The organism is Pseudomonas putida, from assembly GCF_028682635.1.
In the GTDB taxonomy this organism is placed as follows: Bacteria; Pseudomonadota; Gammaproteobacteria; order Pseudomonadales; family Pseudomonadaceae; genus Aquipseudomonas; species Aquipseudomonas putida_AE.
This window is the reverse complement of sequence record NZ_JANHLK010000005.1, coordinates 208,203-233,602: the sequence shown is the minus strand read 5'-3', so window position 1 is coordinate 233,602 and position 25,400 is coordinate 208,203. Positions and strand designations below refer to the sequence as shown.

The 25,400-nt window shown below is 60.8% G+C and carries 24 protein-coding genes; 15 read left to right on the top strand and 9 right to left on the bottom strand.

The window, feature by feature from the left end:
- Positions 1–63: 63 nt before the first annotated feature.
- Positions 64–1,086, top strand: coding sequence for a 23S rRNA (adenine(1618)-N(6))-methyltransferase RlmF (gene rlmF, locus NPS56_RS08700; protein WP_274074295.1), 1,023 nt, complete (start codon positions 64–66; stop codon positions 1,084–1,086).
- Between the two features lie 76 nt (positions 1,087–1,162).
- Here the strand turns inward: rlmF and NPS56_RS08695 are convergent, their stop codons facing one another.
- Positions 1,163–1,444, bottom strand: a complete 282-nt coding sequence (locus NPS56_RS08695; RefSeq protein ID WP_007905514.1) for an HU family DNA-binding protein — start codon at positions 1,442–1,444, stop codon at positions 1,163–1,165.
- A gap of 395 nt (positions 1,445–1,839) precedes the next feature.
- On the opposite strand from NPS56_RS08695, the gene yejK reads away from it, so the two are divergent.
- Together yejK and NPS56_RS08685 are read left to right on the top strand one after the other, a co-directional pair.
- Positions 1,840–2,844 carry a nucleoid-associated protein YejK gene (gene yejK / locus NPS56_RS08690; protein WP_274074294.1) on the top strand — a complete coding sequence of 335 codons (1,005 nt, stop codon included), beginning with the start codon at positions 1,840–1,842 and terminating at the stop codon, positions 2,842–2,844.
- On the top strand, positions 2,844–3,194 hold the full coding sequence (locus NPS56_RS08685; protein ID WP_274074293.1) for a glutaredoxin family protein: 351 nt from the start codon (positions 2,844–2,846) through the stop codon (positions 3,192–3,194). Before yejK ends, NPS56_RS08685 begins: the two co-directional genes overlap by 1 nt.
- Positions 3,195–3,314: 120 nt before the next feature.
- Here the strand turns inward: NPS56_RS08685 and NPS56_RS08680 are convergent, their stop codons facing one another.
- The 7 genes from NPS56_RS08680 to NPS56_RS08650 form a co-directional block, all read right to left on the bottom strand.
- Entirely contained in the window at positions 3,315–4,250 is a 936-nt protein-coding gene (locus NPS56_RS08680) for a glutathione S-transferase family protein (RefSeq protein ID WP_274074292.1), read from the bottom strand.
- An 88-nt stretch (positions 4,251–4,338) separates the two neighbouring features.
- Positions 4,339–4,650, bottom strand: a complete 312-nt coding sequence (locus NPS56_RS08675; protein ID WP_274074291.1) for a GIY-YIG nuclease family protein — start codon at positions 4,648–4,650, stop codon at positions 4,339–4,341.
- Between the two features lie 40 nt (positions 4,651–4,690).
- A complete protein-coding gene (locus tag NPS56_RS08670; protein ID WP_274074290.1) occupies positions 4,691–5,161 on the bottom strand; it encodes a nuclear transport factor 2 family protein in 471 nt (156 codons plus the stop codon).
- A 100-nt stretch (positions 5,162–5,261) separates the two neighbouring features.
- Positions 5,262–6,560: a CynX/NimT family MFS transporter gene (locus NPS56_RS08665; protein ID WP_274074289.1), complete on the bottom strand. Its 1,299-nt coding sequence runs from the start codon at positions 6,558–6,560 to the stop codon at positions 5,262–5,264.
- Entirely contained in the window at positions 6,550–7,209 is a 660-nt protein-coding gene (locus NPS56_RS08660) for a FadR/GntR family transcriptional regulator (RefSeq protein WP_274074288.1), read from the bottom strand. Before NPS56_RS08660 ends, NPS56_RS08665 begins: the two co-directional genes overlap by 11 nt.
- A gap of 149 nt (positions 7,210–7,358) precedes the next feature.
- Entirely contained in the window at positions 7,359–7,700 is a 342-nt protein-coding gene (gene grxD / locus NPS56_RS08655) for a Grx4 family monothiol glutaredoxin (protein WP_274074287.1), read from the bottom strand.
- A gap of 97 nt (positions 7,701–7,797) precedes the next feature.
- Positions 7,798–9,903, bottom strand: coding sequence for a molybdopterin oxidoreductase family protein (locus tag NPS56_RS08650; RefSeq protein ID WP_274074286.1), 2,106 nt, complete (start codon positions 9,901–9,903; stop codon positions 7,798–7,800).
- A gap of 462 nt (positions 9,904–10,365) precedes the next feature.
- On the opposite strand from NPS56_RS08650, the gene argF reads away from it, so the two are divergent.
- Both argF and NPS56_RS08640 read left to right on the top strand, forming a co-directional pair.
- Positions 10,366–11,286 carry an ornithine carbamoyltransferase gene (gene argF / locus NPS56_RS08645; protein ID WP_274074285.1) on the top strand — a complete coding sequence of 307 codons (921 nt, stop codon included), beginning with the start codon at positions 10,366–10,368 and terminating at the stop codon, positions 11,284–11,286.
- A complete protein-coding gene (locus NPS56_RS08640; RefSeq protein WP_274074284.1) occupies positions 11,283–12,392 on the top strand; it encodes an ABC transporter ATP-binding protein in 1,110 nt (369 codons plus the stop codon). The genes argF and NPS56_RS08640 overlap by 4 nt, the downstream gene beginning before the upstream one ends.
- Positions 12,393–12,501: 109 nt before the next feature.
- On the opposite strand, the gene ybaK is transcribed toward NPS56_RS08640, so the two are convergent.
- Entirely contained in the window at positions 12,502–12,972 is a 471-nt protein-coding gene (gene ybaK, locus NPS56_RS08635) for a Cys-tRNA(Pro) deacylase (RefSeq protein WP_274074283.1), read from the bottom strand.
- Between the two features lie 341 nt (positions 12,973–13,313).
- On the opposite strand from ybaK, the gene NPS56_RS08630 reads away from it, so the two are divergent.
- From NPS56_RS08630 to NPS56_RS08585, 10 genes are all read left to right on the top strand, one after another.
- Positions 13,314–14,165, top strand: coding sequence for an MIP/aquaporin family protein (locus tag NPS56_RS08630; RefSeq protein WP_274074381.1), 852 nt, complete (start codon positions 13,314–13,316; stop codon positions 14,163–14,165).
- Positions 14,166–14,241: 76 nt separating this feature from the next.
- Positions 14,242–15,747: a glycerol kinase GlpK gene (gene glpK / locus NPS56_RS08625; RefSeq protein WP_274074282.1), complete on the top strand. Its 1,506-nt coding sequence runs from the start codon at positions 14,242–14,244 to the stop codon at positions 15,745–15,747.
- 95 nt (positions 15,748–15,842) lie between these two features.
- Positions 15,843–16,598, top strand: coding sequence for a DeoR/GlpR family transcriptional regulator (locus NPS56_RS08620; protein WP_274074281.1), 756 nt, complete (start codon positions 15,843–15,845; stop codon positions 16,596–16,598).
- A gap of 247 nt (positions 16,599–16,845) precedes the next feature.
- A complete protein-coding gene (glpD, locus tag NPS56_RS08615; protein ID WP_274074280.1) occupies positions 16,846–18,384 on the top strand; it encodes a glycerol-3-phosphate dehydrogenase in 1,539 nt (512 codons plus the stop codon).
- A gap of 358 nt (positions 18,385–18,742) precedes the next feature.
- Positions 18,743–19,657 (top strand): glutamate/aspartate ABC transporter substrate-binding protein, encoded by a 915-nt coding sequence (locus NPS56_RS08610; RefSeq protein ID WP_008056636.1) that lies wholly within the window; start codon positions 18,743–18,745, stop codon positions 19,655–19,657.
- A gap of 194 nt (positions 19,658–19,851) precedes the next feature.
- Positions 19,852–20,598 (top strand): amino acid ABC transporter permease, encoded by a 747-nt coding sequence (locus NPS56_RS08605; protein ID WP_274074279.1) that lies wholly within the window; start codon positions 19,852–19,854, stop codon positions 20,596–20,598.
- Positions 20,598–21,269, top strand: a complete 672-nt coding sequence (locus tag NPS56_RS08600) for an amino acid ABC transporter permease (protein ID WP_274074278.1) — start codon at positions 20,598–20,600, stop codon at positions 21,267–21,269. The genes NPS56_RS08605 and NPS56_RS08600 overlap by 1 nt, the downstream gene beginning before the upstream one ends.
- The gene (locus tag NPS56_RS08595) at positions 21,266–22,000 is read left to right on the top strand and encodes an amino acid ABC transporter ATP-binding protein (RefSeq protein ID WP_095197146.1); all 735 of its coding nucleotides are present in this window, start codon (positions 21,266–21,268) and stop codon (positions 21,998–22,000) included. The genes NPS56_RS08600 and NPS56_RS08595 overlap by 4 nt, the downstream gene beginning before the upstream one ends.
- A gap of 162 nt (positions 22,001–22,162) precedes the next feature.
- A complete protein-coding gene (locus NPS56_RS08590; RefSeq protein ID WP_274074277.1) occupies positions 22,163–24,064 on the top strand; it encodes a sensor histidine kinase in 1,902 nt (633 codons plus the stop codon).
- Positions 24,061–25,389 (top strand): sigma-54-dependent transcriptional regulator, encoded by a 1,329-nt coding sequence (locus NPS56_RS08585; RefSeq protein WP_274074276.1) that lies wholly within the window; start codon positions 24,061–24,063, stop codon positions 25,387–25,389. The genes NPS56_RS08590 and NPS56_RS08585 overlap by 4 nt, the downstream gene beginning before the upstream one ends.
- Positions 25,390–25,400 lie beyond the last annotated feature (11 nt).

The following is a 25,400-nucleotide window of genomic DNA, read 5'->3' as shown; positions in this document are numbered from 1 at the left end:
CGATTGTGACAGGATGTGGGACAATGCCCGCCACTTTCAGCCATACCCGAATCGATCACACCCATGACCGCCCCCCGCACACCCAGACCTGCGCGCAAGAAGCCCGAATCCGCGACCCCGGCCAAGGCTGTGGAGCCACGTGAAAAGGCCAGCCTGCACCCGCGCAATCGCCACCAGGGTCGCTACGACTTCCCGGCACTGATCAAGAGCACGCCGGAGCTGGCGAAGTTCGTGATCATCAACCCGTACGGCAAGGAAAGCATCGACTTCGCCAGCCCGGACGCGGTGCGGGTGTTCAACCGGGCGCTGCTCAAGGCGTTCTACGGCATCGCCCACTGGGACATTCCCGCAGACTACCTGTGCCCGCCGGTGCCGGGTCGTGCGGACTATGTGCACTTTCTCGCAGACCTGTTGGCCAGCATCAATAACGGCGTCATCCCCCGCGGTGCGGCCGTGAAGGTGCTGGACGTGGGCATGGGCGCGAACTGCGTGTACCCATTGATCGGTCACAGCGACTACCGCTGGCAGTTCCTTGGCTCGGAGATCGACGCCACCGCCATTGCCGCCGCCAAGGCCATCATCCAGTCCAACGGCTTGAACAAGGCCATCCAGGTTCGCCAGCAGGGCAACCGCAAGCATATTCTGCTGGGTCTGCTGGAGAGCGCCGAGCGCTTTGACCTGACGATGTGCAACCCACCCTTCCACGCCTCGCTGGAGGAAGCCACCCGGGGCAGCAGCCGTAAATGGCGCGCGTTGGGCAAGGCCGATCCGAAACGCAAACTGCCGGTGCTGAATTTCGGCGGTCAGGCGGCGGAATTGTGGTGCGAAGGCGGCGAGGCACGGTTCGTCACGCAACTGATCAGCGAGAGCGCGCAAGTAGGCCAGCAGGTGTTGTGGTTCAGCACCCTGGTGTCCAAGGCCTCGAACCTGCCGGCGATTCAGACCGCCCTGAAGAAGGCCGGTGCCCTGCAAAGCCAGGTGGTGGAAATGTCCCAGGGTCAGAAGCAGAGCCGATTCGTCGCCTGGACCTTCAAGACCCCCTCCGAACAGCAGGTATGGCGCGAGCGTTGGGCGCAGAAAAGCTGAGCCACTGCCTGGTAAATCGCGGACACAAAAAAACCGTGCCCGGATCGCTCCGGCGCACGGTTTTTTTTAACAAGTCTTACTTGTTAACAGCGTCGGTCAGGCCTTTGGCCACAACCAGCTTGATCACTTTCTTGGCAGCGATTTCGATGGCAGCGCCAGTCGAAGGGTTACGGCCAGTACGGGCAGGACGCTCAGTCACTTTCAGTTTGCCGATACCTGGCAGAGTGATTTCGCCGCCGTTTTCCAGCTGATCAGCAACGATTTGGCCCAGTTGGTCCAGAGCGTTACGCGCGGTAGTTTTCGGCGCGTCGATAGCTTCAGCGATGTCGGCGATCAGTTGGTCTTTAGTAAGAGCCATGTAGTGTTCCTTCCCTATCAAATTCATATGGATTGCAGAGTGCAGTGTCAGCCATCGAGCCCGATCTTCTGGATCTGGCACCCTCGGTTGAATAACCACGGGATCGGGGTTATAGATTCCGAAATCAGGGTTTGGTTCGACCTGACAAATGCTGAATGCACGCTTAACGCAGTGACTACGCGTAAGACCGGGCAAAACTAGCACAGAGACGGGGAAATATCCGCCTCTAGCTACCCAATTGGTCAGCTTTATTGCTCTAAATCGGGAAAAAAACGCATAAGCACCACCGGTCGCCCTGGAAATGCCCTTCGCACCGCGCCAAATCCAGTGGTTGCGGTACACTGGGCGCTTTTTCGGGGAGCGCGCCCTCCCGTCTTCAATCAGCCGAGAAGCCCATGCCGATCCGTCATTGCATCGTCCACCTGATCGACAAAAAACCCGACGGCACACCAGCAGTTCTACACGCTCGCGACTCCGAGCTGGCCGAGTCGAGCGCCATCGAGAACATGCTTGCCGACCTCAACGAAAGTTACAACGCGAAACAAGGCAAGGCCTGGGGTTTCTTCCATGCTGAATCCGGGGCGCATCCGTTCAGCGGCTGGCTGAAGGAGTACTTCGAGGGCGGCAAGGATTTCACCGCCTTCAGTCGCGTGGCGGTGGAGCACCTGCAAAAGCTGATGGAAGAGTCCAACCTCTCGGTCGGCGGCCACGTCCTGTTCGCCCACTACCAGCAAGGCATGACCGATTACCTGGCCATCGCGCTGCTGCATCACAGTGAAGGCGTTGCGGTGACCGAACAGCTGGACGTGACCCCGTCCCGGCACCTGGACCTGGGCCAATTACACCTGGCGGCACGGATCAACGTGTCCGAGTGGCAGAACAACAAGCAGTCCAAACAGTACATTTCGTTCATCAAGGGCAAGAACGGCAAAAAAGTCTCGGAGTATTTCCGCGACTTCATCGGTTGCCAGGAAGGCGTCGACGGCCCCGGCGAAACCCGCACCCTGCTCAAGGCCTTCAGTGACTTCGTCGAAAGCGAAGACCTGCCCGAAGACGACGCTCGCGAAAAAACCAAGACCCTGGTGGACTACGCCAGCAGCCAGGCAAAGCTCGGCGAGCCCATGGGCCTGGAAGAGTTGTCCGGGTTGATCGACGAAGAACGCCCGAAAGCCTTCTACGACCACATCCGCAACAAGGACTACGGCCTGTCGCCGGAGATCCCGGCCGATAAACGCACCCTGAACCAGTTCCGCCGCTTCACCGGCCGTGCCGAAGGCCTGTCCATCAGCTTCGAAGCGCACCTGCTGGGCTCGAAGATCGAGTACGACGAAGAAGCCGGCACCCTGATCATCAAGGGACTGCCGACCTCGCTCACCGACCAGCTCAAGCGCCGCAACTGATGCTGGGCAACGTACTGAAGAAATGCCTGCTGATCCTGCTGGTGGTCGTGGTCTATCAGAACTGGGGCAAGATCGAGCGGGTGTTCAACCCTTCGCAAGTGGTGTCCGAGCAGACCCAGGCCAAGGCCAACGTCGTGCTCTACGCCACCGAGTGGTGCGGCTACTGCAAGCTGACCCGGCGCTTTCTCGATCAGAAGGGTATCCCTTACAAGGAGTTTGATATCGAGAAGGATGCCGAGGCGCGCGAGGCCTATCAGGCGTTGGGTGGCGGTGGGATTCCGATCATCGATGTGAACGGGACGTTGATTCGCGGGTATGACCCGGATGCGATTCTGGCAGCCTTGAAATGACCTTCGCTGACCTGTAGGAGCTGGCTTGCCAGCGAATGCGGTGGTTCAGCCGGTACATTTGTCGACTGAACCACCGTCTTCGCTGGCAAGCCAGCTCCTACAGGGTCGTGTATGGCGGGGTTATTGTGCTTCGATGCGGAAACCGAATCGCGGAACGTGCACATGCACCACGCCGCTGCGCTCGTCTTCTCGACGCACAATCAATTCCTCGCTGCCAGCGAACATCAGCTTACCCGAGACAGGATCGACGCCGTAGTCAGTGGCGGCGATCACCACTTGCTGCCCCACCTTGAAACCATTCGGATCTTCGAACGCTTCATCCGGCAATGCAGCAGGCGTCGCATCGCGGGCCACGCTCAGCGCTTCCTCGGAAGTCATGTCACTCGGCGCACCGTGGCCAAACCCCAGCACCCGCGCCAACCACGCCGAGACTGCCGGATAGTTATCCACAAGCGGCGAGGTCACGGGCGTTGCCTTGAGGAACCACAGCGGGTGAGCCATGGCAAAGTCGGCAATCGACGGCTCGCCGAACAGGTAATCCCCCTCTTCGCGCTGCAGCTGCTGCTCCAGGCGCGCCATGATCGTCGGCCATTGGTGCCTGGCCTGCTCGGCGGACAAGCGGGTGGCACTGCCGCCACTGAACAGGCCCGCCCGGTCGGCGATGAACGCCTTGATCGCTTCCGGCGGCATATTGCCGAAACGCACCGCTATCGATTCCGGCTGGAACACCAGGCTGACCGCATGCTGGAACACCACCGAATCGGCCCACGCCGCGAAGGACGCGGCGATCATTTCCTGCCCCTCGGGGAAGAACGCCGGCAGGGTTTTTTCCTGCTCAAGGCGACGGGCGATCATGGCGGTGTCGCAATAAATATCCGCGCCGATCTGCAACACCGGGGTCTTGCGGTAGCCACCGGTCAAGGCGGTGAGATCGGGCTTGGGCATCACGGGCGAGATCGTCACCGAGCGCCAGGACAACCCCTTGAAACCCAGGAGCAGCCGGGCTTTTTCGGCGAAAGGGGACGTCGGGTAATGATGCAGAATCAACTCGGACATGCTCGGCTCCGCCGCAAAGATCAGGAATCCGCAGCTTAGCGCGCATTCGCAGGGCAGCCTACAGATCCACCTGATGGGAACTTATCAGTCAGATTGATAAGCAGGCGGCGGCGCTGGCCACCAGACATTCCTTCGCGCTCTTCCTGAGTTTCTTGATCAGCCGCTCCTGGCGCAGCGCTTCGCTTTTGTCGCGACAGAGTTCGGTATAGACCAGCGCCACGGCCGGGCTGGAGAGAAAAAAGCGCGCGCCCTTGCCGCTCTGGTGAGCGGCGAAGCGGCGCACAGGATCATCACTGATCCCGCAGTAGAGCGAGCCGTTGGCCGCCCGCACGAGGTAGACGAACCAGGGTTTGCTCACCGGTGAATCGGCGTCGGGAGGATTTTCGCTGAGGGTGGTCACGGCACGATCGAGGCTTGAAAGGAAACAAGCCGCGATCTTATCAGCGACTGGCCTGGAATGCCTTCAGCCCCTTTCGGGCCTGCGCGCGGACGGCGTTGCGCACCAGCGGACTCCAACCCAGCAGCAGGCCTTTGAAACCCAGCGCCTGACGCGACCACTTCCACAAATCAAAGTGATCGTGATGCTCGCAAATCTTGCCGTCGCGAAAGACGAATCGTGCCTGGATGTCGTTGACCACGGTGTTGCCAGTCTGGCTGAACAGGTACGTCGCCACCCAATGAGCAGCACCGGTGCGCTCATCTGCACGAACGTCATCGAAGGTCAGGGAAAAATCCTTGGCCCGGGTGGTCAGCATCCGCCACATATCACCCGCGTCGCGCCCGCGAAGCTCGCCGAACGCCGGATCACTGAACACCACGTCATCGGTATAGCAGGCGCTCATGGCCTCGGCATCCAGCCGTTGGAAGGCTTGGTAGAACTGGGTGATCAATGCGCTGTGGGCATCACTCATGGGCAGGCTCCGTTCAATCGATGGATGGCCTGCACGATAGTCTGCAAATACGCCGAACACTATCGGCATTCGCCAGGCGAATACCGACAGTGCGCAGGGGTCAGACCTTTTCGCTTTCGACTTGTACGTACAGTGCGCGCCCGGCACCGAGGCCGGCGATGATCGCACCCAGGCCGATGACGCCGAAGATCCAGCCCACGGCGTTCCAGCCACCGGTCCAGTCGTGCACGATGCCGACCGCGAATGGCCCCATCGACGCCAGGGTGTAACCGAAGCCCTGGGCCATGCTCGACAGGTTCGCCGCCACATGGGAGTCCCGCGAGCGCAGCACGATAAGGGTCAACGCCAGGCTGAACGTGGCGCCCTGCCCCAGGCCCAACACGATCGCCCAACCCCACAGGCCTTCGATCGGCGCGTACAGGCAACCGAACAGACCACCCAGGGTCAGCGCCATGACGATCACGATCGCCAGGCGCTGGTCCTTGCCGCGCGTCGCCAGCCAGGGCGCGGCGAGGGAGCTAACCAACTGAACGATCACCGAACCCGAGAGCACCAGGCCGGCCTGGGTCGGGGTCAGGCCACGACCGATCAGGATCGACGGCAACCAGCCGAACACGATGTAGGCCAGGGACGATTGCAGGCCCATGTACAAGGTCACTTGCCAGGCCAGCGGGTCGCGCAGCAGGCCGCGAACCCGATAGGCCACGTTGTGCGCGCCGTGTTTCTGCCCGACCTGGGGCAACCAGAAAATCGCCGCGACCAGCGCGGGAATCACCCAGAAACCGAGGCCCATTGCCCAGCTCTTGTCGAAGTGTTCGCTCAGCGGCACCGTCGCGCCCGCCGCCATGGCCGCACCGAGGCACAGGGCCATGGTGTAGACACCGGTCATGGTCCCGGCCTGTTTGGCGAAGTCACGCTTGACGATGCCAGGCAGCAATACACCGATCACACCGATGCTGGCGCCGGCCAGTACGCTGCCGGCGAACAGGCCGATCTCGCCAAAGGAACTGCGCAGGATGATCCCGCCCGCCAGGGTCAGGAGAATGCCCAGCACCACCCGCTCCGCACCGAAACGACGCGCCAGCACTGGCGCCAGCGGCGCGAACAGGCCGAGGCAGAGCACCGGCAAGGTGGTCAGCAACCCGGCCTGCGACGCCGACAGACCCAGGCTTTTCGATACTTCGCTGAGCATCGGCGCCATGCTCGACAGCGCCGGGCGCAGGTTCAGCGCCACCAGGATCAATCCCAGCAGCAATAGCCACGGCCGAACCAGGAGCGGCTGGGTTTGCTGGACCTGTTCGTCATCGGCCTCGGCGTCGATCAGCAACTCTTCCAGCTCTGCCGTGCGCTTGGGGGATGGGAGATCTCTGGACATGGTGTTCTCGGTTTCAAGGTTCATTGATCAACTGCCTCGACAGGGCTTTGGCCCGTTCCGGGTCGCGTTGCTCCACGGCATCGAGCAGTTCGACGTGCAGATCGAAGACCTCCTGGCGCCGTGGCGTGATGTTCAGGCAGTGGCGCAATTGCTCGCCGACAACGCTGGAGAAATAGCGATACAGCTCGCTGAGGGTCGGGTTGTGCGCGGCGTCCACCAGGCGGCGGTGGAACACCAGGTCACAGGCAATGTAGGTATCGAGATCGCCGTGATAGTGGCTGCCGCTGACGCCCAGTGCCTCGCGCAATGCCACCAGGTCCTCATCGGTACGACGCAGGGCGGCCAGCCCGATGGCCTCGACTTCGAGGATGTGCCGGGTTTCCCGCGCCTGCTCGAGCGAGCAGCGGGACAGCGCCTTGAGGGTGTCCAGCGGGTCGACCAGGGCCCGCAGGTAACTGCCGTCACCCTGGCGAATCTCGATCAACCCGGAGAACGCCAGCACCCGCATGGCTTCGCGCACCGTGTTGCGGCTGATGCCCAGTTCGGCGGACAGCTCGGGTTCGGTTGGCAGGCGCTGCCCCACCGTCCAGGCGCCCTGGTTGATGCGCAAGCGCAGCTGCTCCAGGGCCTGATCGACCAGGGAGCGTTTAACTAACGGAGAAATTTCTGACATGGGATTCGCCCTGTCATCCAATCATAGGATGAATTTTCTGACATGTTAGTCAGCTTCATCCAATAGGACAACCCTCCCCGCTCCCACAATTTGCAGGCGAAAAAAAACCCTTCACGAATAACCGTGAAGGGTTTTTCGATGCCCGAGTATCAGGCTTCGGTCTTGGCTGCCGCAGCTTTGGCCGCCGCGTCCTTGATCAGGGACTGCAGCGAACCGTCAGCGGACATCTCAGTCATGATGTCGCTGCCGCCGACCAGCTCGCCCGCTACCCACAGTTGCGGGAAGGTTGGCCAGTTGGCGTATTTAGGCAGGTTGGCGCGGATTTCCGGGTTCTGCAGGATATCCACGTACGCAAATTTTTCGCCACACGCCATCACGGCCTGCGATGCTTTCGCGGAGAAGCCGCACTGCGGGGCATTCGGCGAGCCTTTCATGTAAAGCAGAATGGTGTTGTTGGCAATCTGCTCTTTAATCGTTTCGATGATATCCATGGAGCACCTCGGCTGAACTTTCCGACTCATGGGTCGGCACGGTGGCGCATTGTAACGGAAAGCCGAGCGCCCTGCTCGGTCTCTCCGTCAGATGCGATCAGGCCGCTACCACGGTCACCGGCACACCGTTCAACGCCGCGTTGCCCGACAATTCATCGAGCTGACACTCGTCGGTCAGGTCATTGGCGCTGGAACCCGGCTGGCCGCTGGCGATGCTCATTTGCACCCCCGGCCGCGCGTGGCCCCAACCGTGCGGAAGGCTGACCACTCCTTTCATCATATCCAGGCTGGCCAGGACTTCCACCTCGATGACCCCGACCCGCGAACTGACCCGCACCCGCTGCCCGTCGGTGAGCCCGCGACTGGCCAGGTCCTCTGGATGCATCAACAACTGATGACGCGGCTTGCCCTTCACCAGACGGTGATAGTTATGCATCCACGAGTTGTTGCTGCGCACATGTCGCCGGCCGATCATCAACAACTCATCGGTGGTCGGCGCCTGCAATGCGGCGAAGCGCGCCAGGTCGGCGATTATGGCGCCGGGGGCCGCCTGGATTCGCTGGTTGGCGGTTTTCAGCCGGGACGCCAGGTTGGATTTCAGCGCGCCCAAGTCAATCCCATGAGGATGATCGAACAGAGTGGCCAGCGACAGCTTGTGCGGCGACGCATCGCCGTACGACCCCATGCGCAGACCGCGGTCGATCATCTGCGCCGGGGCGATGGTGGGCTTCAACTCCTTGCCCGTCCTCGCCGCGAACGCCTTGGCCAAGCCGACAAAAATCTCCCAGTCGTGCAAGGCGCCTTCAGGCTTGGGCAGGATGGCGCGATTGAAACGGCTGACGTTGCGCACCGCGAACATATTGAAGGTGGTGTCGTAATGATCGTTTTCCAGCGCCGAGGTGGACGGCAGGATCAGGTCGGCATAACGCGTGGTTTCATTGATGTACAGGTCAATGCTGACCATGAACTCCAGGCCGTCCAGCGCCTGTTCCAGCTGGCGGCCATTGGGAGTGGACAATACCGGGTTGCCCGCCACGGTGATCAACGCGCGAACCTGCCCTTCGCCTTCAGTCAGCATCTCTTCGGCCAAGGCCGACACCGGCAGCTCACCGCCATACTCAGGACGCCCGGACACCCGGCTCTGCCACAGATTGAAATGCCCGCCCGAGGTCGAGGCCACCAGATCCACCGCCGGCTCGGTGCACAAGGCACCACCGACGCGGTCGAGGTTGCCGGTGACCAGGTTGATCAACTGCACCAGCCAATGGCACAGCGTGCCGAACGCCTGGGTCGAGACGCCCATGCGGCCGTAGCAAACCGCGCTCGGCGCTGCGGCAAAATCCCGGGCCAACTGGCGGATCTGCTCCGCAGGCACCGCGCACAATGGACTCATGGCTTCGGCGCTGAAACCTGCCACGGCTTCGCGTACCTCATCCAGACCGTCCACCGGCAAATGACTGGCGCGGGCCAGGCCTTCGGCGAACAAGGTATTGAGCAAACCGAACAAAAGCGCCGCATCGCCACCGGGACGCACGAACAGATGCTGGTCGGCGATCGCCGCCGTTTCGCTGCGACGTGGGTCGACCACCACCACTTTGCCGCCCCGGGCCTGGATCGCCTTCAAGCGTTTTTCCACATCCGGCACGGTCATGATGCTGCCGTTGGAGGCCAGCGGATTGCCGCCGAGAATCAGCATGAAGTCGGTGTGATCGATGTCCGGTATTGGCAACAGCAGACCGTGGCCGTACATCAAGTGACTGGTCAGGTGATGCGGCAACTGATCGACCGACGTCGCAGAAAACCGGTTGCGGGTTTTCAGCAGGCCAAGAAAGTAATTGCTGTGGGTCATCAACCCATAGTTGTGCACGCTGGGGTTGCCCTGGTAAACCGCCACCGCGTTTTGCCCGTGGTGCTCCTGAATCGCCGCCAGGCGTTCGGCCACAAGGTCGAAGGCGGCGCCCCACTCGATCGGCTGCCATTCGCTGCCCACCCGCAGCATCGGTCGATGCAGGCGATCCGGATCGTTCTGGATGTCTTGCAGGGCCACCGCCTTGGGGCAGATATGGCCGCGGCTAAACGTATCCTGGGAGTCGCCCTTGATCGAGGTGATCTGCAGGTGGCCTTCGAGCTCAGTGGTTTCGATGGTCAGGCCACAGATGGCTTCACACAAATGGCACGCACGGTGATGGAGAGTCTTGGTCATGGCCAGTCTCTGTCTTGTTCTGGGCGGGCAATAGCGACCGCGGGAACAAAACTATGGCGCCTGCCCTGCCACCGCGCCAGCGACGTTCGTCTTGTGAATCGGCGGCCATCAGGCCTGCCGATAACCGCCGGCAATCAGCTCGACGGCAGTCTTGGCGGCACCTGGAAACCGACTGTCCCAACACCATTACCGTCCCGCTTGTTTGCAAACCTCCACGGCGCCGGTGTACAAATGCTTGGCTGCAGTCAGGAAACAGGCTTCAAAAGCGCTATCGCGGTTACCCCATAGCCCCTCCGAATCCCCTAAAAACCGTAGCCCTATTGGTAAGACGCGACATTTAATTATAAGATCGCGCCTTCCCCTATTTCGTCGCCCCGTGCGGCTTACGCCGCAGGTCTCGCCCGTTGTTCCGTTAAACAAGGCTTTGAGCATCTGCGGTTTGTAGCAAAAAGGTAGTCAATGATGAGCGCAAGGCACTTTCTCTCCCTGATGGATTGCACGCCCGAAGAGCTGGTCAGCGTGATCCGTCGAGGCGTTGAGCTCAAGGACCTGCGTAACCGCGGCGTACTGTTCGAGCCCTTGAAAAACCGCGTGCTCGGGATGATTTTCGAAAAGTCCTCGACCCGCACCCGAATTTCCTTCGAAGCCGGCATGATCCAGCTTGGTGGCCAGGCGATCTTCCTGTCGCCTCGCGATACCCAGCTGGGCCGTGGCGAGCCGATCGGCGACTGCGCGATCGTCATGTCGAGCATGCTCGACGCCGTGATGATCCGCACCTTTGCCCACAGCAACCTGACCGAATTCGCCGCCAACTCCCGCGTGCCAGTGATCAACGGCCTGTCCGACGACCTGCACCCGTGCCAGTTGCTGGCCGACATGCAGACGTTCCTCGAACACCGTGGCTCGATCCAGGGCAAGACCGTGGCCTGGATCGGCGACGGCAACAACATGTGCAACAGCTATATAGAAGCGGCGATCCAGTTCGACTTCCAGTTGCGCGTTGCCTGCCCGGAAGGCTATGAACCCAATCCAGAATTCGTGGCCAAGGCCGGCGATCGAGTCACCATCGTTCGCGATCCGAAGGAAGCCGTGCGGGGTGCACACCTGGTGAGCACCGACGTCTGGACCTCCATGGGCCAGGAAGAGGAAACCGCCAAGCGCCTTCAGCTGTTCGCCCCGTATCAGGTCAACTGCGCCCTGCTCGACCTGGCCGCTGACGACGTGCTGTTCATGCACTGCCTGCCAGCACACCGTGGCGAGGAAATCAGCGTCGACCTGCTCGATGACAAACGCTCGGTGGCCTGGGATCAAGCCGAAAACCGTCTGCATGCGCAAAAAGCCCTGCTCGAGTTCCTCGTCGAACCGGCGTACCACCACGCATGAGCCAGCCATTACTGCTTAACCTGCGCAACCTCGCCTGCGGCTATCAAGACCAGCGCGTGGTGCAAAACCTCAACCTGCACCTGAACGCCGGTGACATCGGCTGCCTGCTGGGCTCTTCAGGCTGCGGCAAGACCACCACCCTGCGCGCCATCGCCGGCTTCGAACCGGTGCACGAAGGGGATATCCAGCTGGCGGGCGAGACCATCTCCAGTGCCGGTTTCACCCTCGCGCCAGAGAAACGCCGGATTGGCATGGTGTTCCAGGATTACGCGCTATTCCCGCATTTGACCGTGGCCGACAACATCGCCTTCGGCATTCGCAAGCATCCGAACAAGGATCGCGTCACCGAAGAACTGCTCGAGTTGGTCAACCTGAAAAACCTCGGCAAGCGCTACCCCCACGAGCTTTCCGGTGGCCAGCAGCAACGGGTCGCCCTGGCGCGTGCATTGGCGCCCGAACCGCAATTGCTGCTGCTGGACGAACCCTTCTCCAACCTCGACGGTGAATTGCGCCGCAAGCTCAGCCACGAGGTGCGCGACATTCTCAAGGCCCGTGGCACCAGTGCGATCCTGGTGACCCACGACCAGGAAGAAGCCTTCGCAGTCAGCGATCATGTCGGCGTGTTCAAGGAAGGCCGGCTGGAGCAGTGGGATACGCCCTACAACCTCTATCACGAACCGCTGACGCCCTATGTGGCCAGCTTCATCGGCCAGGGTTACTTCATCCGCGGTCAGCTGAGCAGCCCGGAGTCGGTGCAGACGGAGCTCGGAGAATTGCGCGGCAACCGTGCCTACACCTGGCCGGTCGGCGGTGCGGTGGATGTATTGCTGCGTCCGGACGATATCGTTTATGCGCCCGACAGTGCCTTGAAGGCGCGGATTGTCGGCAAGTCTTTCCAGGGCGCCTCGACGCTTTATCGCCTGCAAATGCCCACCGGCGCGCAACTGGAATCGATCTTCCCGAGCCATGTCGATCATCTGGTCGGCGCAGAGGTCGGCATTCGTGTCGCGGCGGAACACCTGGTGCTGTTCCAGGCGTCCGGCAGCATGGCGGCGCAGATTCCGCCGGTTGATTCAGGGGTTCGGCGCTACAGCCCTGCGCACTGATCCCCCCTGTAGGAGCGAGCTTGCTCGCGATGGTGGTCAACGATAACGAGGGCTGCCTGAATGCACGCGGTGCCCTGACGTCCATCGCGAGCAAGCTCGCTCCTACAGTTCAAGCACGGCCAATCTCGGCAAATTTCGCCTGGGTATGCTCCGCCAGCACCGCCGGTGCCAGTTCGACTTCCAGCCCCCGCCGTCCCGCACTGACAAAGATGCTCGCCAACGGCTGCGCCGAGCTGTCGATAAAGGTGCGCAAGCGCTTCTTCTGCCCCAGCGGGCTGATACCCCCCAATAGATAACCGGTGGAGCGCTGGGCCGCCGCAGGGTCGGCCATTTCGACTTTCTTCACCCCGGCCGCATGCGCCAGCCCCTTCAAGTCCAGGCTTCCGCCAACCGGCACCACCGCCACCAGCAACTCGCCTTTCTCACTGGCCGCCAGCAGGGTCTTGAACACCTGCGCCGGGTCCAGTCCGAGCTTCTCCGCGGCTTCCAAGCCATAGGAAGCCGCCTTCGGGTCATGTTCATAACTGTGCACGCGGTGTTCGGCCCGAACCTTTTTCAGCAAATCCAATGCGGGTGTCATGACAGCTCCAGACTGGGTGGCAGTAGAAAAATCCTGCGCCGGATTCTAAGACATTGATCCAAAAAAGGCTCTATCGCCGAACCGTTGCAAAAAAGCGCCCCGGCCACTCGCTGACGCGGTCATTCACACAACTTATAGATTATTTGTGACCGATGGTTCACTTTCGACCTTTGACAGCAGCGTTTCTTGACTATATTTTGTCGTTTCTGAATCTGAATGAAAAGTCCTACCGCAGTGCCCAGCTGTAAAACGGGAACAGGATGGGGATCCTGCCTCAATCAAGAACGCGCTTTGACCCTACTGGAATGAAAGCGTCAGACAAGAAAAACAATGAGGTTTCAATGACAACTGCTTTACGACAACCGTCACTCTCGAGCCAATGCATGGCCGAGTTCCTGGGAACTGCGCTGCTGATCTTCTTCGGCACTGGGTGCGTTGCCGCGCTCAAGGTCGCGGGTGCCAGCTTTGGCCTGTGGGAGATCAGCATTATCTGGGGTGTCGGCGTGAGCATGGCGATCTATTTGACCGCAGGGGTTTCCGGCGCTCATCTGAACCCTGCCGTGAGCATCGCGCTGAGCATTTTTGCCGACTTCGAAAAGCGCAAACTGCCTTTTTATATCATCGCCCAGGTGGCTGGCGCCTTTTGCGGCGCCTTGCTGGTGTACACGCTGTACAGCAACCTATTCTTCGATTTCGAACAAACTCACCAAATGGTTCGCGGCTCCGCAGCCAGCCTTGAGTTGGCGTCGGTGTTTTCCACATTCCCCAACCCAAGCCTGTCCACCGCCCAGGCATTCCTGGTCGAAGTGATCATCACCGCCATCCTGATGGGCGTGATCATGTCGCTGACCGATGATAACAATGGCCTGCCCAATGGCCCGCTGGCACCGATCCTGATCGGTCTGCTGATTGCGGTGATTGGCAGTTCGATGGGGCCACTGACCGGTTTCGCGATGAACCCGGCACGGGACTTCGGCCCTAAACTGATGACTTTCTTCGCCGGCTGGGGTGAAATTTCCTTCACTGGCGGCCGCGATATTCCGTACTTCCTGGTTCCGGTATTTGCACCGATTGTCGGTGCCTGCCTGGGGGCTGCCGCCTACCGCGGCTTGATTGCCCGTCACCTGCCTGACGCCGCACCTGCTACAAAGGATGCAACACCAGCCATTGACGGCAAGCCCAGAACCTCTTGATACCCTTGGTGCGCGACCCTGCCCATTTTGCTCGCGCGCCAGGCTTCACTCCCCTATTTCGTCCAAGGCAATCGACATGACCGACACTCAGAACAAGAACTACATCATTGCCCTCGATCAGGGTACGACCAGCTCGCGCGCGATCATTTTCGATCGCGACGCCAACGTGGTCTGCACCGCCCAGCGCGAGTTCGCGCAGCATTATCCGCAAGCCGGCTGGGTCGAACATGACCCGATGGAAATCTTCGCCACCCAGAGCGCGGTGATGGTCGAGGCCCTGGCGCAAGCGGGACTGCACCACGACCAAGTCGCGGCCATCGGCATCACCAACCAGCGTGAAACCACCGTGGTCTGGGACAAGAACACCGGCCGACCGATCTACAACGCGATCGTCTGGCAATGCCGACGCAGCACCGAGATTTGCCAGCAGCTCAAACGCGATGGCCACGAGCAATACATCAGCGACACCACGGGCCTGGTCACCGACCCGTACTTCTCCGGCACCAAGCTCAAGTGGATTCTCGACAACGTCGAAGGCAGCCGCGAACGCGCGCGCAACGGCGAGCTGTTGTTCGGCACCGTCGACAGCTGGCTGATCTGGAAATTTACCGGCGGCAAGGTGCACGTCACCGACTACACCAATGCCTCGCGCACCATGCTCTTCAACATCCACACCCTGGAGTGGGATGCGAAGATGCTGGAAGTGCTGGATATCCCGCGGGAAATGCTGCCGCAAGTGAAGTCGTCGTCGGAAATCTACGGTCACACCAAAAGCGGCATCGCCATCGGTGGTATCGCCGGCGACCAACAGGCCGCGCTGTTCGGTCAGATGTGTGTCGAGGCCGGGCAGGCGAAAAACACCTACGGCACCGGTTGCTTCCTGTTGATGAACACCGGTGACAAAGCCGTGAAATCCAACCACGGCATGCTCACCACCATCGCCTGCGGCCCCCGTGGCGAAGTCGCCTACGCGCTGGAAGGCGCGGTTTTCAACGGCGGTTCTACCGTGCAATGGCTGCGCGACGAGTTGAAGATCATCAACGATGCCCACGACACCGAATACTTCGCCAACAAGGTCAAGGACAGCAACGGCGTGTATCTGGTGCCGGCCTTCACCGGCCTCGGCGCGCCGTACTGGGACCCCTATGCCCGTGGCGCGCTGTTCGGCCTGACCCGCGGCGTTCGCGTCGATCACATCATCCGCGCCGCGCTGGAGTCGATTGCCTACCAGACTCGCGACGTGCTCGATGCGATGCAACAGGACTCCGGCGAACGCCTCAAGGCCCTGCGTGTGGACGGCGGCGCGGTGGCGAACAATTTCCTGATGCAGTTCCAGGCCGACATCCTCGGCACTCAGGTCGAGCGTCCGCAGATGCGCGAAACCACGGCACTCGGCGCCGCTTACCTGGCGGGCCTGGCCTGCGGTTTCTGGGGCAGCCTGGACGAACTGCGTGGCAAGGCAGTGATCGAGCGCAAGTTCGAGCCGACGCTGGATGAAGCGGCGAAGGAAAAACTCTACGCAGGGTGGAAAAAAGCGGTCAGCCGCACCCGCGATTGGGCGGCGGAAGACGAAGCTGAATAAACCGCGATACAGGCTCGTATCTGTATGTAACTGGTAGGGAGCAGATTCCTGCGGCATCATGGGCAAATTTTGCACGGCAGCCCAAAGGACGCCCCATGAATCTGCCTCCCCGTCAGCAGCAAATCCTCGAACTGGTCCGTGAACGCGGTTATGTCAGCATCGAGGAAATGGCCACGCTGTTCGTTGTTACCCCGCAGACCATCCGCCGCGATATCAATCAACTGGCGGAAGCCAATCTGTTGCGCCGCTACCACGGTGGCGCGGCTTACGATTCCAGTGTTGAAAACACCGCCTACGCCATGCGCGCCGATCAGATGCGCGATGAGAAACAGCGCATCGGCGAAGCCATTGCCGCGCAGATCCCCGACCACGCCTCGCTGTTCATCAATATCGGAACCACCACCGAATCCATTGCCCGCGCCCTGCTCAACCACAATCACCTGAAGATCATCACCAACAACCTGCATGTGGCCTCGATGCTCAGCGCCAAGGACGACTTCGACGTGCTGCTGACCGGGGGCAATGTGCGGCGTGACGGCGGTGTGGTCGGCCAGGCCAGCGTCGATTTCATCAACCAGTTCAAGGTCGACTTTGCCCTGGTCGGCATCAGCGGCATCGATGAAGACGGCAGCCTGCTGGATTTCGATTACCAGGAAGTGCGGGTCTCCCAGGCGATCATTGCCAACGCCCGCAAGGTGATTCTCGCCGCCGACTCCAGCAAGTTCGGGCGCAACGCCATGATCCGCCTGGGGCCGATCAGCCTGATCGATTGCCTGGTCACCGACCAGGAGCCGGTGCCGGCGCTGACGCAGTTGTTGAATCAGCACAAGATTCGCCTGGAAGTCGTTTAACCCTTCTCAACATCAAAAGATCGCAGCCTTCGGCAGCTCCTACAGGTTTTGCATATCCCTGTAGGAGCTGCCGAAGGCTGCGATCTTTGCTTTTATGTTCGAATATTTTCCTTTAACCGCCCTTCGATCAGTTTTTTCAATCGAATGCGACTGGCTGTGGGCGTCTTTATGGGCTAAGATTTTCGCAAATGAACATTAATGTTCGAATTCAAATACAGAAAATCAAAGAATTCCGAGGCCTTAGCCGATGCCCACTACTACTTTGCCTACGCCGCCTCTCGCCGAGGTCTACGATATCGCCGTCATCGGTGGCGGCATCAATGGCGTAGGGATCGCGGCAGATGCCGCCGGTCGCGGCCTTTCGGTGTTCCTTTGCGAAAAGGATGATCTGGCCAGCCACACCTCGTCGGCCAGCAGCAAGCTGATCCACGGCGGCCTGCGCTACCTCGAACATTACGAATTCCGCCTGGTGCGCGAAGCCTTGGCCGAACGCGAAGTGCTGCTGGCCAAGGCCCCGCACATCGTCAAGCCGATGCGCTTCGTGTTGCCCCATCGCCCGCACCTGCGTCCGGCCTGGATGATCCGCGCAGGCCTGTTCCTTTATGACAACCTGGGCAAACGGGAAAAACTGGCGGGTTCGAAAAGCCTGAAGTTCGGCCCGGACAGTGCGCTGAAAAGCGAAATCACCAAAGGTTTCGAATACTCCGACTGCTGGGTCGACGATGCGCGCCTGGTGGTACTGAACGCCATGGCAGCCCGGGAAAACGGCGCCCACGTCCACACCCAGACCCGTTGCGTCAGCGCGCGCCGCACCAAAGGCCTGTGGCACTTGCACCTGGAACGCGCCGATGGCAGCCTGTTTTCGATCCGCGCCAAGGCGCTGGTGAACGCGGCCGGCCCCTGGGTCGCCAAGTTCATTCGTGACGACCTGAAAATGGAATCGCCGTATGGCATCCGCCTGATCCAGGGCAGTCACCTGATCGTGCCGAAACTGTACGAAGGCGATCACGCGCACATCCTGCAAAACGAAGATCAGCGCATCGTCTTCACCATTCCGTACCTCAATCACTTCACCCTGATCGGCACCACCGACCGTGAGTACACCGGCGATCCGGCCAAAGTGGCGATCACCGAGGCGGAAACCGAGTACCTGCTGCAAGTGGTCAACGCCCACTTCAAGAAGCAGATCAGCCGCGACGATGTCGTGCACAGCTATTCCGGCGTTCGTCCGCTGTGCAACGACGAGTCCGACAACCCGTCGGCCGTCACCCGCGACTACACCCTGGCGCTGTCGGGCAGCGGCGAGGAAGCGCCCCTGCTGTCGGTGTTCGGCGGCAAGCTGACCACTTACCGCAAGCTGGCCGAATCGGCGCTGGCGCAACTGGCGCCACACTTCCCGCAGATCAAGCCAGGCTGGACCGCCACCGCCACCCTGCCGGGCGGCGAAGACATGAGCACACCGCAGGCACTGAGCTCGCTGATCCGCGACAAGTATGACTGGATCCCCAGCGAAATCTCGCGCCGCTGGGCCACCACCTACGGTAGTCGCACCTGGCGCATGCTCGAAGGCGTACAAAACCTCAATGACATGGGCGAACACATTGGCGGCGGTCTCTACACCCGTGAGGTCGATTACCTGTGCAGCGAAGAGTGGGCGACCAGCGCCCACGACATTCTGTGGCGTCGCAGCAAACTCGGTTTGTTCACCACCCCTGAGCAACAACAGAGGCTCGCGGATTACCTGAGCAAGGTCGAGCAGAACCGCAGCAAGATCGAAGCGGCCTGATTTCCCCTCCTTTGTAGAGCCCGGCTTGCCGGCGAAGGCGTCCTCAAGACTTGCGCCAGTCTGTCGGGCGCCTTCGCCGGCAAGCCGGGCTCCTACACATGCGCGTTCGGCTTTCCGAACGCGACTTGGTGGTCGATTCGGTAAACCGGATATCTTCTGCCCCACAATGCCCTCCATAAATATTTAATCTCCTTATAAATCAACAAAATATGTCCTACTGCCTGGCCTGGCACGAGTCATGCTCTACACTCTTGGACGAATGCCTGTTGCGCCAACACTTCAGGAGCCGTCAGGCATTCGAAGCACAAAAGGGCCGAACAACTGGCTCCATAAAAAAAACAATGTCGAGGAAAATTTGATGCGCATCGTTCCCCATATCCTGGGCGCAGCCATTGCTGCCGCTCTGATCAGCACGCCAGTTTTCGCCGCCGAACTCACCGGCACCCTGAAGAAGATCAAAGAGTCCGGTGTCATCACCCTCGGGCATCGTGACGCTTCCATTCCTTTCTCCTACATCGCGGACGCCTCCGGCAAACCGGTCGGCTACTCCCACGACATCCAGCTGAAAGTCGTCGAAGCCCTGAAAAAAGACCTGGACCTGCCGAACCTGCAGGTCAAGTACAACCTGGTCACCTCGCAAACCCGTATCCCGCTGGTGCAGAACGGCACCGTGGACCTGGAATGCGGTTCGACCACCAACAACGTCGAGCGCCAGCAACAAGTCGACTTCTCCGTCGGCATCTTCGAAATCGGTACTCGCCTGCTGTCCAAGGCAGATTCCAAGTACAAGGATTTCCCGGACCTGGCCGGCAAGAACGTCGTGACCACCGCCGGCACCACGTCCGAGCGCATCCTCAAGGCGATGAACGCCGACAAGCAGATGGGCATGAACGTCATCTCCGCCAAAGACCATGGCGAATCGTTCCAGATGCTGGAAACCGGCCGTGCCGTGGCCTTCATGATGGACGACGCCCTGCTGGCCGGTGAAGCGGCCAAGGCCAAGAAGGCCAGTGACTGGGCCGTGACCGGCACTCCACAGTCCTACGAAATCTACGGCTGCATGGTGCGCAAAGGCGACGAGCCGTTCAAAAAGGCCGTGGATGACGCCATCAAGGCCACCTACGCGTCGGGCGAGATCAACAAGATCTACGAAAAATGGTTCATGCAGCCAATTCCGCCAAAGAACCTGAATCTGAACTTCCCGATGAGCGACGAGCTCAAGGCCCTGATCGCCAATCCGACCGATAAAGCGGCTGACGACAAGAAATCCTGATTTCTGACTAACCTTATCTCCTGGGAGGGCCCTGGCCCTTTCAGGAGGTGGTCACTTCCTGCTGGCATTTTTGGGAAACACTCGAACCGGTGGCTGTCGAGCCGGGAGCGTGTGCCTGATCGTAAAGATCAGGCGGGAACGGAGCTTCCCCCAAGCGGGTACCTGTACATCGATCGATCTGAGGGGAGACCCTAATGAATTACAACTGGGACTGGAGCGTGTTCTTCAAGTCCACCGGCGTGGGCAGCGAGACGTATCTCGACTGGTACGTGTCCGGTCTGGCCTGGACCATCGGCATCGCCATCGCGGCCTGGATCATTGCCCTGACACTGGGTTCGATCCTGGGTGTCATGCGTACCGTGCCGAACCGCATCGTATCGGGCATCGCCACCTGCTACGTCGAACTCTTTCGTAACGTGCCGCTGCTGGTTCAGCTGTTCATCTGGTACTTCCTGGTACCCGACCTGCTGCCAGCCGACCTGCAGGAGTGGTACAAGCAGGACTTGAATCCGACCACCTCGGCCTTCCTCAGCGTTGTCGTGTGCCTGGGCCTGTTCACCACCGCACGGGTTTGCGAACAGGTGCGCACCGGTATCCAGGCGCTGCCCCGCGGCCAGGAATCCGCTGCCCGCGCCATGGGCTTCAAGTTGCCGCAGATCTACTGGAACGTGCTGCTGCCCCAGGCCTACCGGATCATCATTCCGCCGCTCACCTCGGAATTCCTGAACGTCTTCAAGAACACCTCCGTGGCCTCGCTGATCGGTCTGATGGAGCTGCTGGCGCAGACCAAACAGACCGCCGAGTTCTCCGCGAACCTGTTCGAAGCCTTCACCCTGGCCACGCTGATCTACTTCACCCTGAACATGAGCCTGATGTTGCTGATGCGCCTGGTCGAGAAGAAAGTCGCCGTGCCTGGCCTGATTTCCGTAGGGGGTAAATGATGGAATTCGACTTCTCGGGCATCGTCCCGGCCATTCCCGGCCTGTGGAACGGCATGGTCATGACCCTCAAGCTGATGGTCATGGGCGTGGTCGGCGGGATCATCCTCGGCACCATCCTGGCGTTGATGCGCCTGTCCCACAGCAAACTGCTGTCGAACATTGCCGGTGCCTACGTCAACTATTTCCGCTCGATCCCGTTGCTGCTGGTGATTACCTGGTTCTACCTGGCGGTGCCGTTCGTGCTGCGCTGGATCACCGGCGAAGACACCCCGATCGGTGCGTTCACCTCCTGCATCGTGGCGTTCATGATGTTCGAAGCGGCGTACTTCTGCGAAATCGTCCGCGCCGGTGTGCAGTCGATTCCCAAGGGGCAGATGGGTGCCGCCCAGGCACTGGGCATGAGCTATGGCCAGATGATGCGCCTGATCATCCTGCCGCAGGCGTTCCGCAAGATGACCCCGCTGTTGCTGCAGCAGAGCATCATCCTGTTCCAGGACACCTCGCTGGTGTACGCCGTCGGCCTGGTGGATTTCCTCAATGCTTCGCGCGCCAGTGGCGACATCATTGGCCGCTCCAATGAGTTCCTGATCTTCGCAGGTCTCGTGTACTTCATCATCAGCTTTGCCGCCTCGCAGCTGGTCAAGCGTCTGCAAAAAAGGTTCGCCGTATGATCTCTATCAAAAACATCAACAAGTGGTATGGGGACTTCCAGGTGCTGACTGATTGCAGCACCGAGGTCAAGAAAGGCGAAGTGATCGTGGTGTGCGGGCCGTCCGGTTCCGGCAAATCGACCCTGATCAAATGCGTCAATGCCCTGGAACCGTTCCAGAAAGGCGACATCGTGGTCGACGGTACGTCCATCGCCGACCCGAAGACCAACCTGCCGAAACTGCGTTCGCGGGTGGGCATGGTGTTCCAGCATTTCGAATTGTTCCCGCACCTGACCATCACTGAAAACCTGACCATCGCGCAGATCAAGGTGTTGGGCCGCAGCAAGGAAGAGGCCACCAAGAAAGGCCTGCAACTGCTGGAACGTGTCGGCCTCTCAGCGCATGCCCACAAGCACCCGGGCCAACTGTCCGGCGGTCAGCAGCAGCGCGTGGCGATTGCCCGTGCGCTGGCGATGGACCCGATCGTCATGCTGTTCGACGAACCGACCTCGGCGCTGGACCCGGAAATGGTCAACGAAGTGCTCGACGTGATGGTGCAACTGGCCCACGAAGGCATGACCATGATGTGCGTGACCCACGAAATGGGCTTCGCCCGCAAAGTGGCCGACCGCGTGATCTTCATGGACCAGGGCAAGATCATCGAAGACTGCAAGAAAGAGGAGTTCTTCGGCGACATCAGCCACCGTGCCGAGCGTACGCAGCACTTCCTCAACAAGATTCTGCAACACTAAGAAAACACCGCTCCCCAAATGTGGGAGCGGGCTTGCTCGCGAAAGCGGTGTGAAAGTCGCACCTGTTTTGAATGTGCCGCCGTCTTCGCGAGCAAGCCCGCTCCCACATTGGGTCAGCGGTGATTTCAAGATTTGTGTTGTGGTTGACCCAAGGCATCTGTGATGAAATGCGACCCCACTCTCTATCGCGCCACGTCGCCATCACTCGCCGTGAAACCCCGCCTGATTCGCCATCTGTTCCTGCCGCCGCTGATCATCGCGCTGATGATCGGACTGGGTTATATCGGCTTCTGGACCAGTGAACACTATGGGATCCGCAGCCTCGGCGAAAACGGCCAGCGCCAGCTGGAACTGCACGCCCGCGCCGTCGAAAGCGAGATCAGCAAGTACACCTACCTGCCCAGCCTGCTGGAACTCGAAACCAGTGTTTCCAGGCTGCTGGCCGACCCGACGCCGGAACACCGGCAGACCGTCAACGATTACCTCGAAGGCCTGAACCGGCGCAGCCGCAGCCGGGCCATCTACGTGATGGACACCACCGGCCGTGTCATGGCCACCAGCAACTGGCGCGATGTCGACAGTTACCTGGGCGAAGACCTGTCCTTCCGTGCCTATTTCCAGAACGCCGTGCGCGGCCAGCCCGGACGTTTCTATGGCATCGGCAGCACCAACGGCGAACCCGGTTACTACCTGGCCCATGGCCTGGAAGAACACGGCAAGATCATTGGCGTCGCGGTGGTCAAGGTGCGCCTCGAAGCCATGGAAGAACGCTGGCAGCGCGCGCGCCTGGAAGCCTTCGTCAGCGACGAGAACGGCATCATCATTCTCTCCAGCGACCCGGCGCGACGCCTCAAGTCAGTGGTGCCGCTGAGCGAAGACACCAAGGAAAAGCTCGCCCGCAGCCTCCAGTACTACTGGTTTCCGCTGAACGAATTGCAACCGCTGGCCCGGGAAACCCTGTCCGAGGGCGTGGAAAAACTCACCTTCCCCGCCAACAGCGAACTGGTCTCCGATGATGAAAACATCAGCTACCTGTCGCAAACCCGGCCCTTGAGCGATACACCGTGGAATTTCACCCTGCTCACGCCACTCCAGGATTTGCGCAGAGAAGCGATCAACCAGGGGATTCTGGTCGCCGTGGCATTTGCCCTGGTGGCGTTCCTGCTCATTGCCTGGAACGAGCGGCGCAAGGTGATCGCCACCCGCCTGGCCGCCCGGGAAGCCTTGCAGGAAGCCAACAATCAACTGGAGCGTCGGATTACCGAACGCACCACCGACCTGCGCGCCAGCAACGAACGGCTCAAGGGTCAGATCCGCGAACGCCGCCAAGCCGAAGAGACGCTGCGCCGTGCCCAGGATGAACTGGTGCAGGCTGGAAAACTCGCCGCGATCGGGCAGATGTCCACCAGCATCGCCCACGAATTGAACCAGCCGTTGGCGGCGTTGCGCACCCTGTCCGGCAACACCGTGCGTTTTCTCGAGCGCGGTCAGCTTGACGTGGCCAGCACCAACCTCAAGACCATCAACGAATTGATCGACCGCATGGGCCGGATCACCGCCAGCCTGCGCTCCTTCGCCCGGCGCGGTGACGACAAGGGCCAGGCCTGTCTCGGCAAAGCCGTGGACGCCGCCTTGCAATTGCTCGGCGGGCGCTTGGAAAGCGCCCATCTGCAATTGCATCGGCACTTCGACGATGTGCAGGTGCGGATCGACCAGACCCGCCTCGAGCAAATCCTGGTCAACCTGATCGGCAATGCCCTGGACGCCATGCAGGCGCAACCGCAGCCGGAACTGTGGCTCGAAGGCGAAGTTTTCGATGGTAAATATCGGCTGCGCGTACGGGACAATGGCCACGGCATCGATGCCGAAGCGCGCAAGCACCTGTTCGAACCGTTTTTCACCACAAAGCCCGGCGAACAAGGCCTGGGCCTCGGCCTGACACTCTCCGCGAGCCTGGCCGCCGCCACTGGCGGTCACCTGGGTGTCGAGCACCCGGCCAGCGGTGGTACCGCTTTCGTCCTCAGTTTACCGTTGGTAAGCCCCACTCCCGCTGAGCCAATATGAACAACGACCTTAGTGTATTGATCGTCGAAGACGACCCCCATGTGCTGCTCGGCTGCCAACAGGCGCTGACCCTGGAAGACATTCCCTGCATCGGTGTCGGCAGCGCCGAGGAAGCCCTGGAACGGGTCGGCGACAACTTCGCCGGCATCGTCATCAGTGACATTCGCCTGCCGGGCATCGATGGCCTGGAACTGCTGAACCGACTCAAGGCCCGCGATCGCAGCCTGCCAGTCGTGCTGATTACCGGTCACGGCGACATTTCCATGGCCGTCGGCGCCATGCAGAAAGGCGCCTACGACTTCATGGAGAAACCCTTCTCGCCCGAACGCCTGGTGGATGTCGCCCGTCGTGCCCTGGAGCAACGCAGCCTGGCACGGGAAGTCTCGTCGTTGCGCCGGCAACTGGCCGAGCGCGACTCCCTCGAAGGGCGGATCATCGGCCGCTCGCCGGCCATGCAGAACCTGCGCGAATTGATCGCCAATGTCGCCGATACTTCAGCCAACGTGCTGATCGAAGGCGAGACCGGCACCGGCAAGGAACTGGTCGCGCGCTGCCTGCACGACTTCAGTCGTCGGCACACCCGGCAATTCGTCGCGCTCAACTGCGGCGGCCTGCCGGAAAACCTCTTCGAAAGCGAGATCTTCGGCCACGAAGCCAACGCCTTCACCGGCGCCGGCAAACGGCGGATCGGCAAGATCGAACACGCCGACGGCGGCACGCTGTTCCTCGACGAAGTGGAAAGCATGCCCCTGCCCCTGCAGATCAAACTGTTGCGGGTGTTGCAGGAGCGCACCCTCGAACGTCTCGGCTCGAACCAGAGCGTGGCGGTGGACTGCCGGGTGATCGCGGCCACCAAATCCGATCTCGACCAGTCGAGCAAGGCCGGTGAATTTCGCAGCGACCTGTATTACCGCCTCAACGTGGTGACCCTGGAACTGCCGCCCCTGCGCGAGCGCCGCGAAGACATCCTGCAATTGTTCGAGTACTTCTTGCAGCAGTCGTCGTTGCGCTTCGACCGCGCCGCGCCGGAACTCGACAACCAGACCCTGTCAAACCTGATGAGCCACGACTGGCCGGGCAACGTGCGCGAACTGCGCAACGTCGCCGAGCGCTTTGCCCTGGGCCTGCCGGCGTTCAAGAAACCCGGTGCGGGCGGCAGCGCCCAAGGCCTGGCCTTCGCCGAAGCGGTGGAGGCCTTCGAGCGCAACCTGCTGAGCGACGCCCTGCAACGCAGCGGCGGCAACCTGACCCAGGCCAGCCTGGAACTGGGCATGGCCAAGACTACGCTGTTCGACAAAGTGAAAAAGTACGGCCTGAGCCATTAAGCGAGACCTGT

What these genes read in the sequence shown, in the direction of transcription:
- rlmF (WP_274074295.1), top strand. Translation starts at nt 64, where the DNA reads ATGACCGCCCCCCGCACACCCAGACCTGCGCGCAAGAAGCCCGAATCC.
- NPS56_RS08695 (WP_007905514.1), bottom strand. Translation starts at nt 1,444, where the DNA reads ATGGCTCTTACTAAAGACCAACTGATCGCCGACATCGCTGAAGCTATC.
- yejK (WP_274074294.1), top strand. Translation starts at nt 1,840, where the DNA reads ATGCCGATCCGTCATTGCATCGTCCACCTGATCGACAAAAAACCCGAC.
- NPS56_RS08685 (WP_274074293.1), top strand. Translation starts at nt 2,844, where the DNA reads ATGCTGGGCAACGTACTGAAGAAATGCCTGCTGATCCTGCTGGTGGTC.
- NPS56_RS08680 (WP_274074292.1), bottom strand. Translation starts at nt 4,250, where the DNA reads ATGTCCGAGTTGATTCTGCATCATTACCCGACGTCCCCTTTCGCCGAA.
- NPS56_RS08670 (WP_274074290.1), bottom strand. Translation starts at nt 5,161, where the DNA reads ATGAGTGATGCCCACAGCGCATTGATCACCCAGTTCTACCAAGCCTTC.
- NPS56_RS08665 (WP_274074289.1), bottom strand. Translation starts at nt 6,560, where the DNA reads ATGAACCTTGAAACCGAGAACACCATGTCCAGAGATCTCCCATCCCCC.
- NPS56_RS08660 (WP_274074288.1), bottom strand. Translation starts at nt 7,209, where the DNA reads ATGTCAGAAATTTCTCCGTTAGTTAAACGCTCCCTGGTCGATCAGGCC.
- grxD (WP_274074287.1), bottom strand. Translation starts at nt 7,700, where the DNA reads ATGGATATCATCGAAACGATTAAAGAGCAGATTGCCAACAACACCATT.
- NPS56_RS08650 (WP_274074286.1), bottom strand. Translation starts at nt 9,903, where the DNA reads ATGACCAAGACTCTCCATCACCGTGCGTGCCATTTGTGTGAAGCCATC.
- argF (WP_274074285.1), top strand. Translation starts at nt 10,366, where the DNA reads ATGAGCGCAAGGCACTTTCTCTCCCTGATGGATTGCACGCCCGAAGAG.
- NPS56_RS08640 (WP_274074284.1), top strand. Translation starts at nt 11,283, where the DNA reads ATGAGCCAGCCATTACTGCTTAACCTGCGCAACCTCGCCTGCGGCTAT.
- ybaK (WP_274074283.1), bottom strand. Translation starts at nt 12,972, where the DNA reads ATGACACCCGCATTGGATTTGCTGAAAAAGGTTCGGGCCGAACACCGC.
- NPS56_RS08630 (WP_274074381.1), top strand. Translation starts at nt 13,314, where the DNA reads ATGACAACTGCTTTACGACAACCGTCACTCTCGAGCCAATGCATGGCC.
- glpK (WP_274074282.1), top strand. Translation starts at nt 14,242, where the DNA reads ATGACCGACACTCAGAACAAGAACTACATCATTGCCCTCGATCAGGGT.
- NPS56_RS08620 (WP_274074281.1), top strand. Translation starts at nt 15,843, where the DNA reads ATGAATCTGCCTCCCCGTCAGCAGCAAATCCTCGAACTGGTCCGTGAA.
- glpD (WP_274074280.1), top strand. Translation starts at nt 16,846, where the DNA reads ATGCCCACTACTACTTTGCCTACGCCGCCTCTCGCCGAGGTCTACGAT.
- NPS56_RS08610 (WP_008056636.1), top strand. Translation starts at nt 18,743, where the DNA reads ATGCGCATCGTTCCCCATATCCTGGGCGCAGCCATTGCTGCCGCTCTG.
- NPS56_RS08605 (WP_274074279.1), top strand. Translation starts at nt 19,852, where the DNA reads ATGAATTACAACTGGGACTGGAGCGTGTTCTTCAAGTCCACCGGCGTG.
- NPS56_RS08600 (WP_274074278.1), top strand. Translation starts at nt 20,598, where the DNA reads ATGGAATTCGACTTCTCGGGCATCGTCCCGGCCATTCCCGGCCTGTGG.
- NPS56_RS08595 (WP_095197146.1), top strand. Translation starts at nt 21,266, where the DNA reads ATGATCTCTATCAAAAACATCAACAAGTGGTATGGGGACTTCCAGGTG.
- NPS56_RS08590 (WP_274074277.1), top strand. Translation starts at nt 22,163, where the DNA reads ATGAAATGCGACCCCACTCTCTATCGCGCCACGTCGCCATCACTCGCC.
- NPS56_RS08585 (WP_274074276.1), top strand. Translation starts at nt 24,061, where the DNA reads ATGAACAACGACCTTAGTGTATTGATCGTCGAAGACGACCCCCATGTG.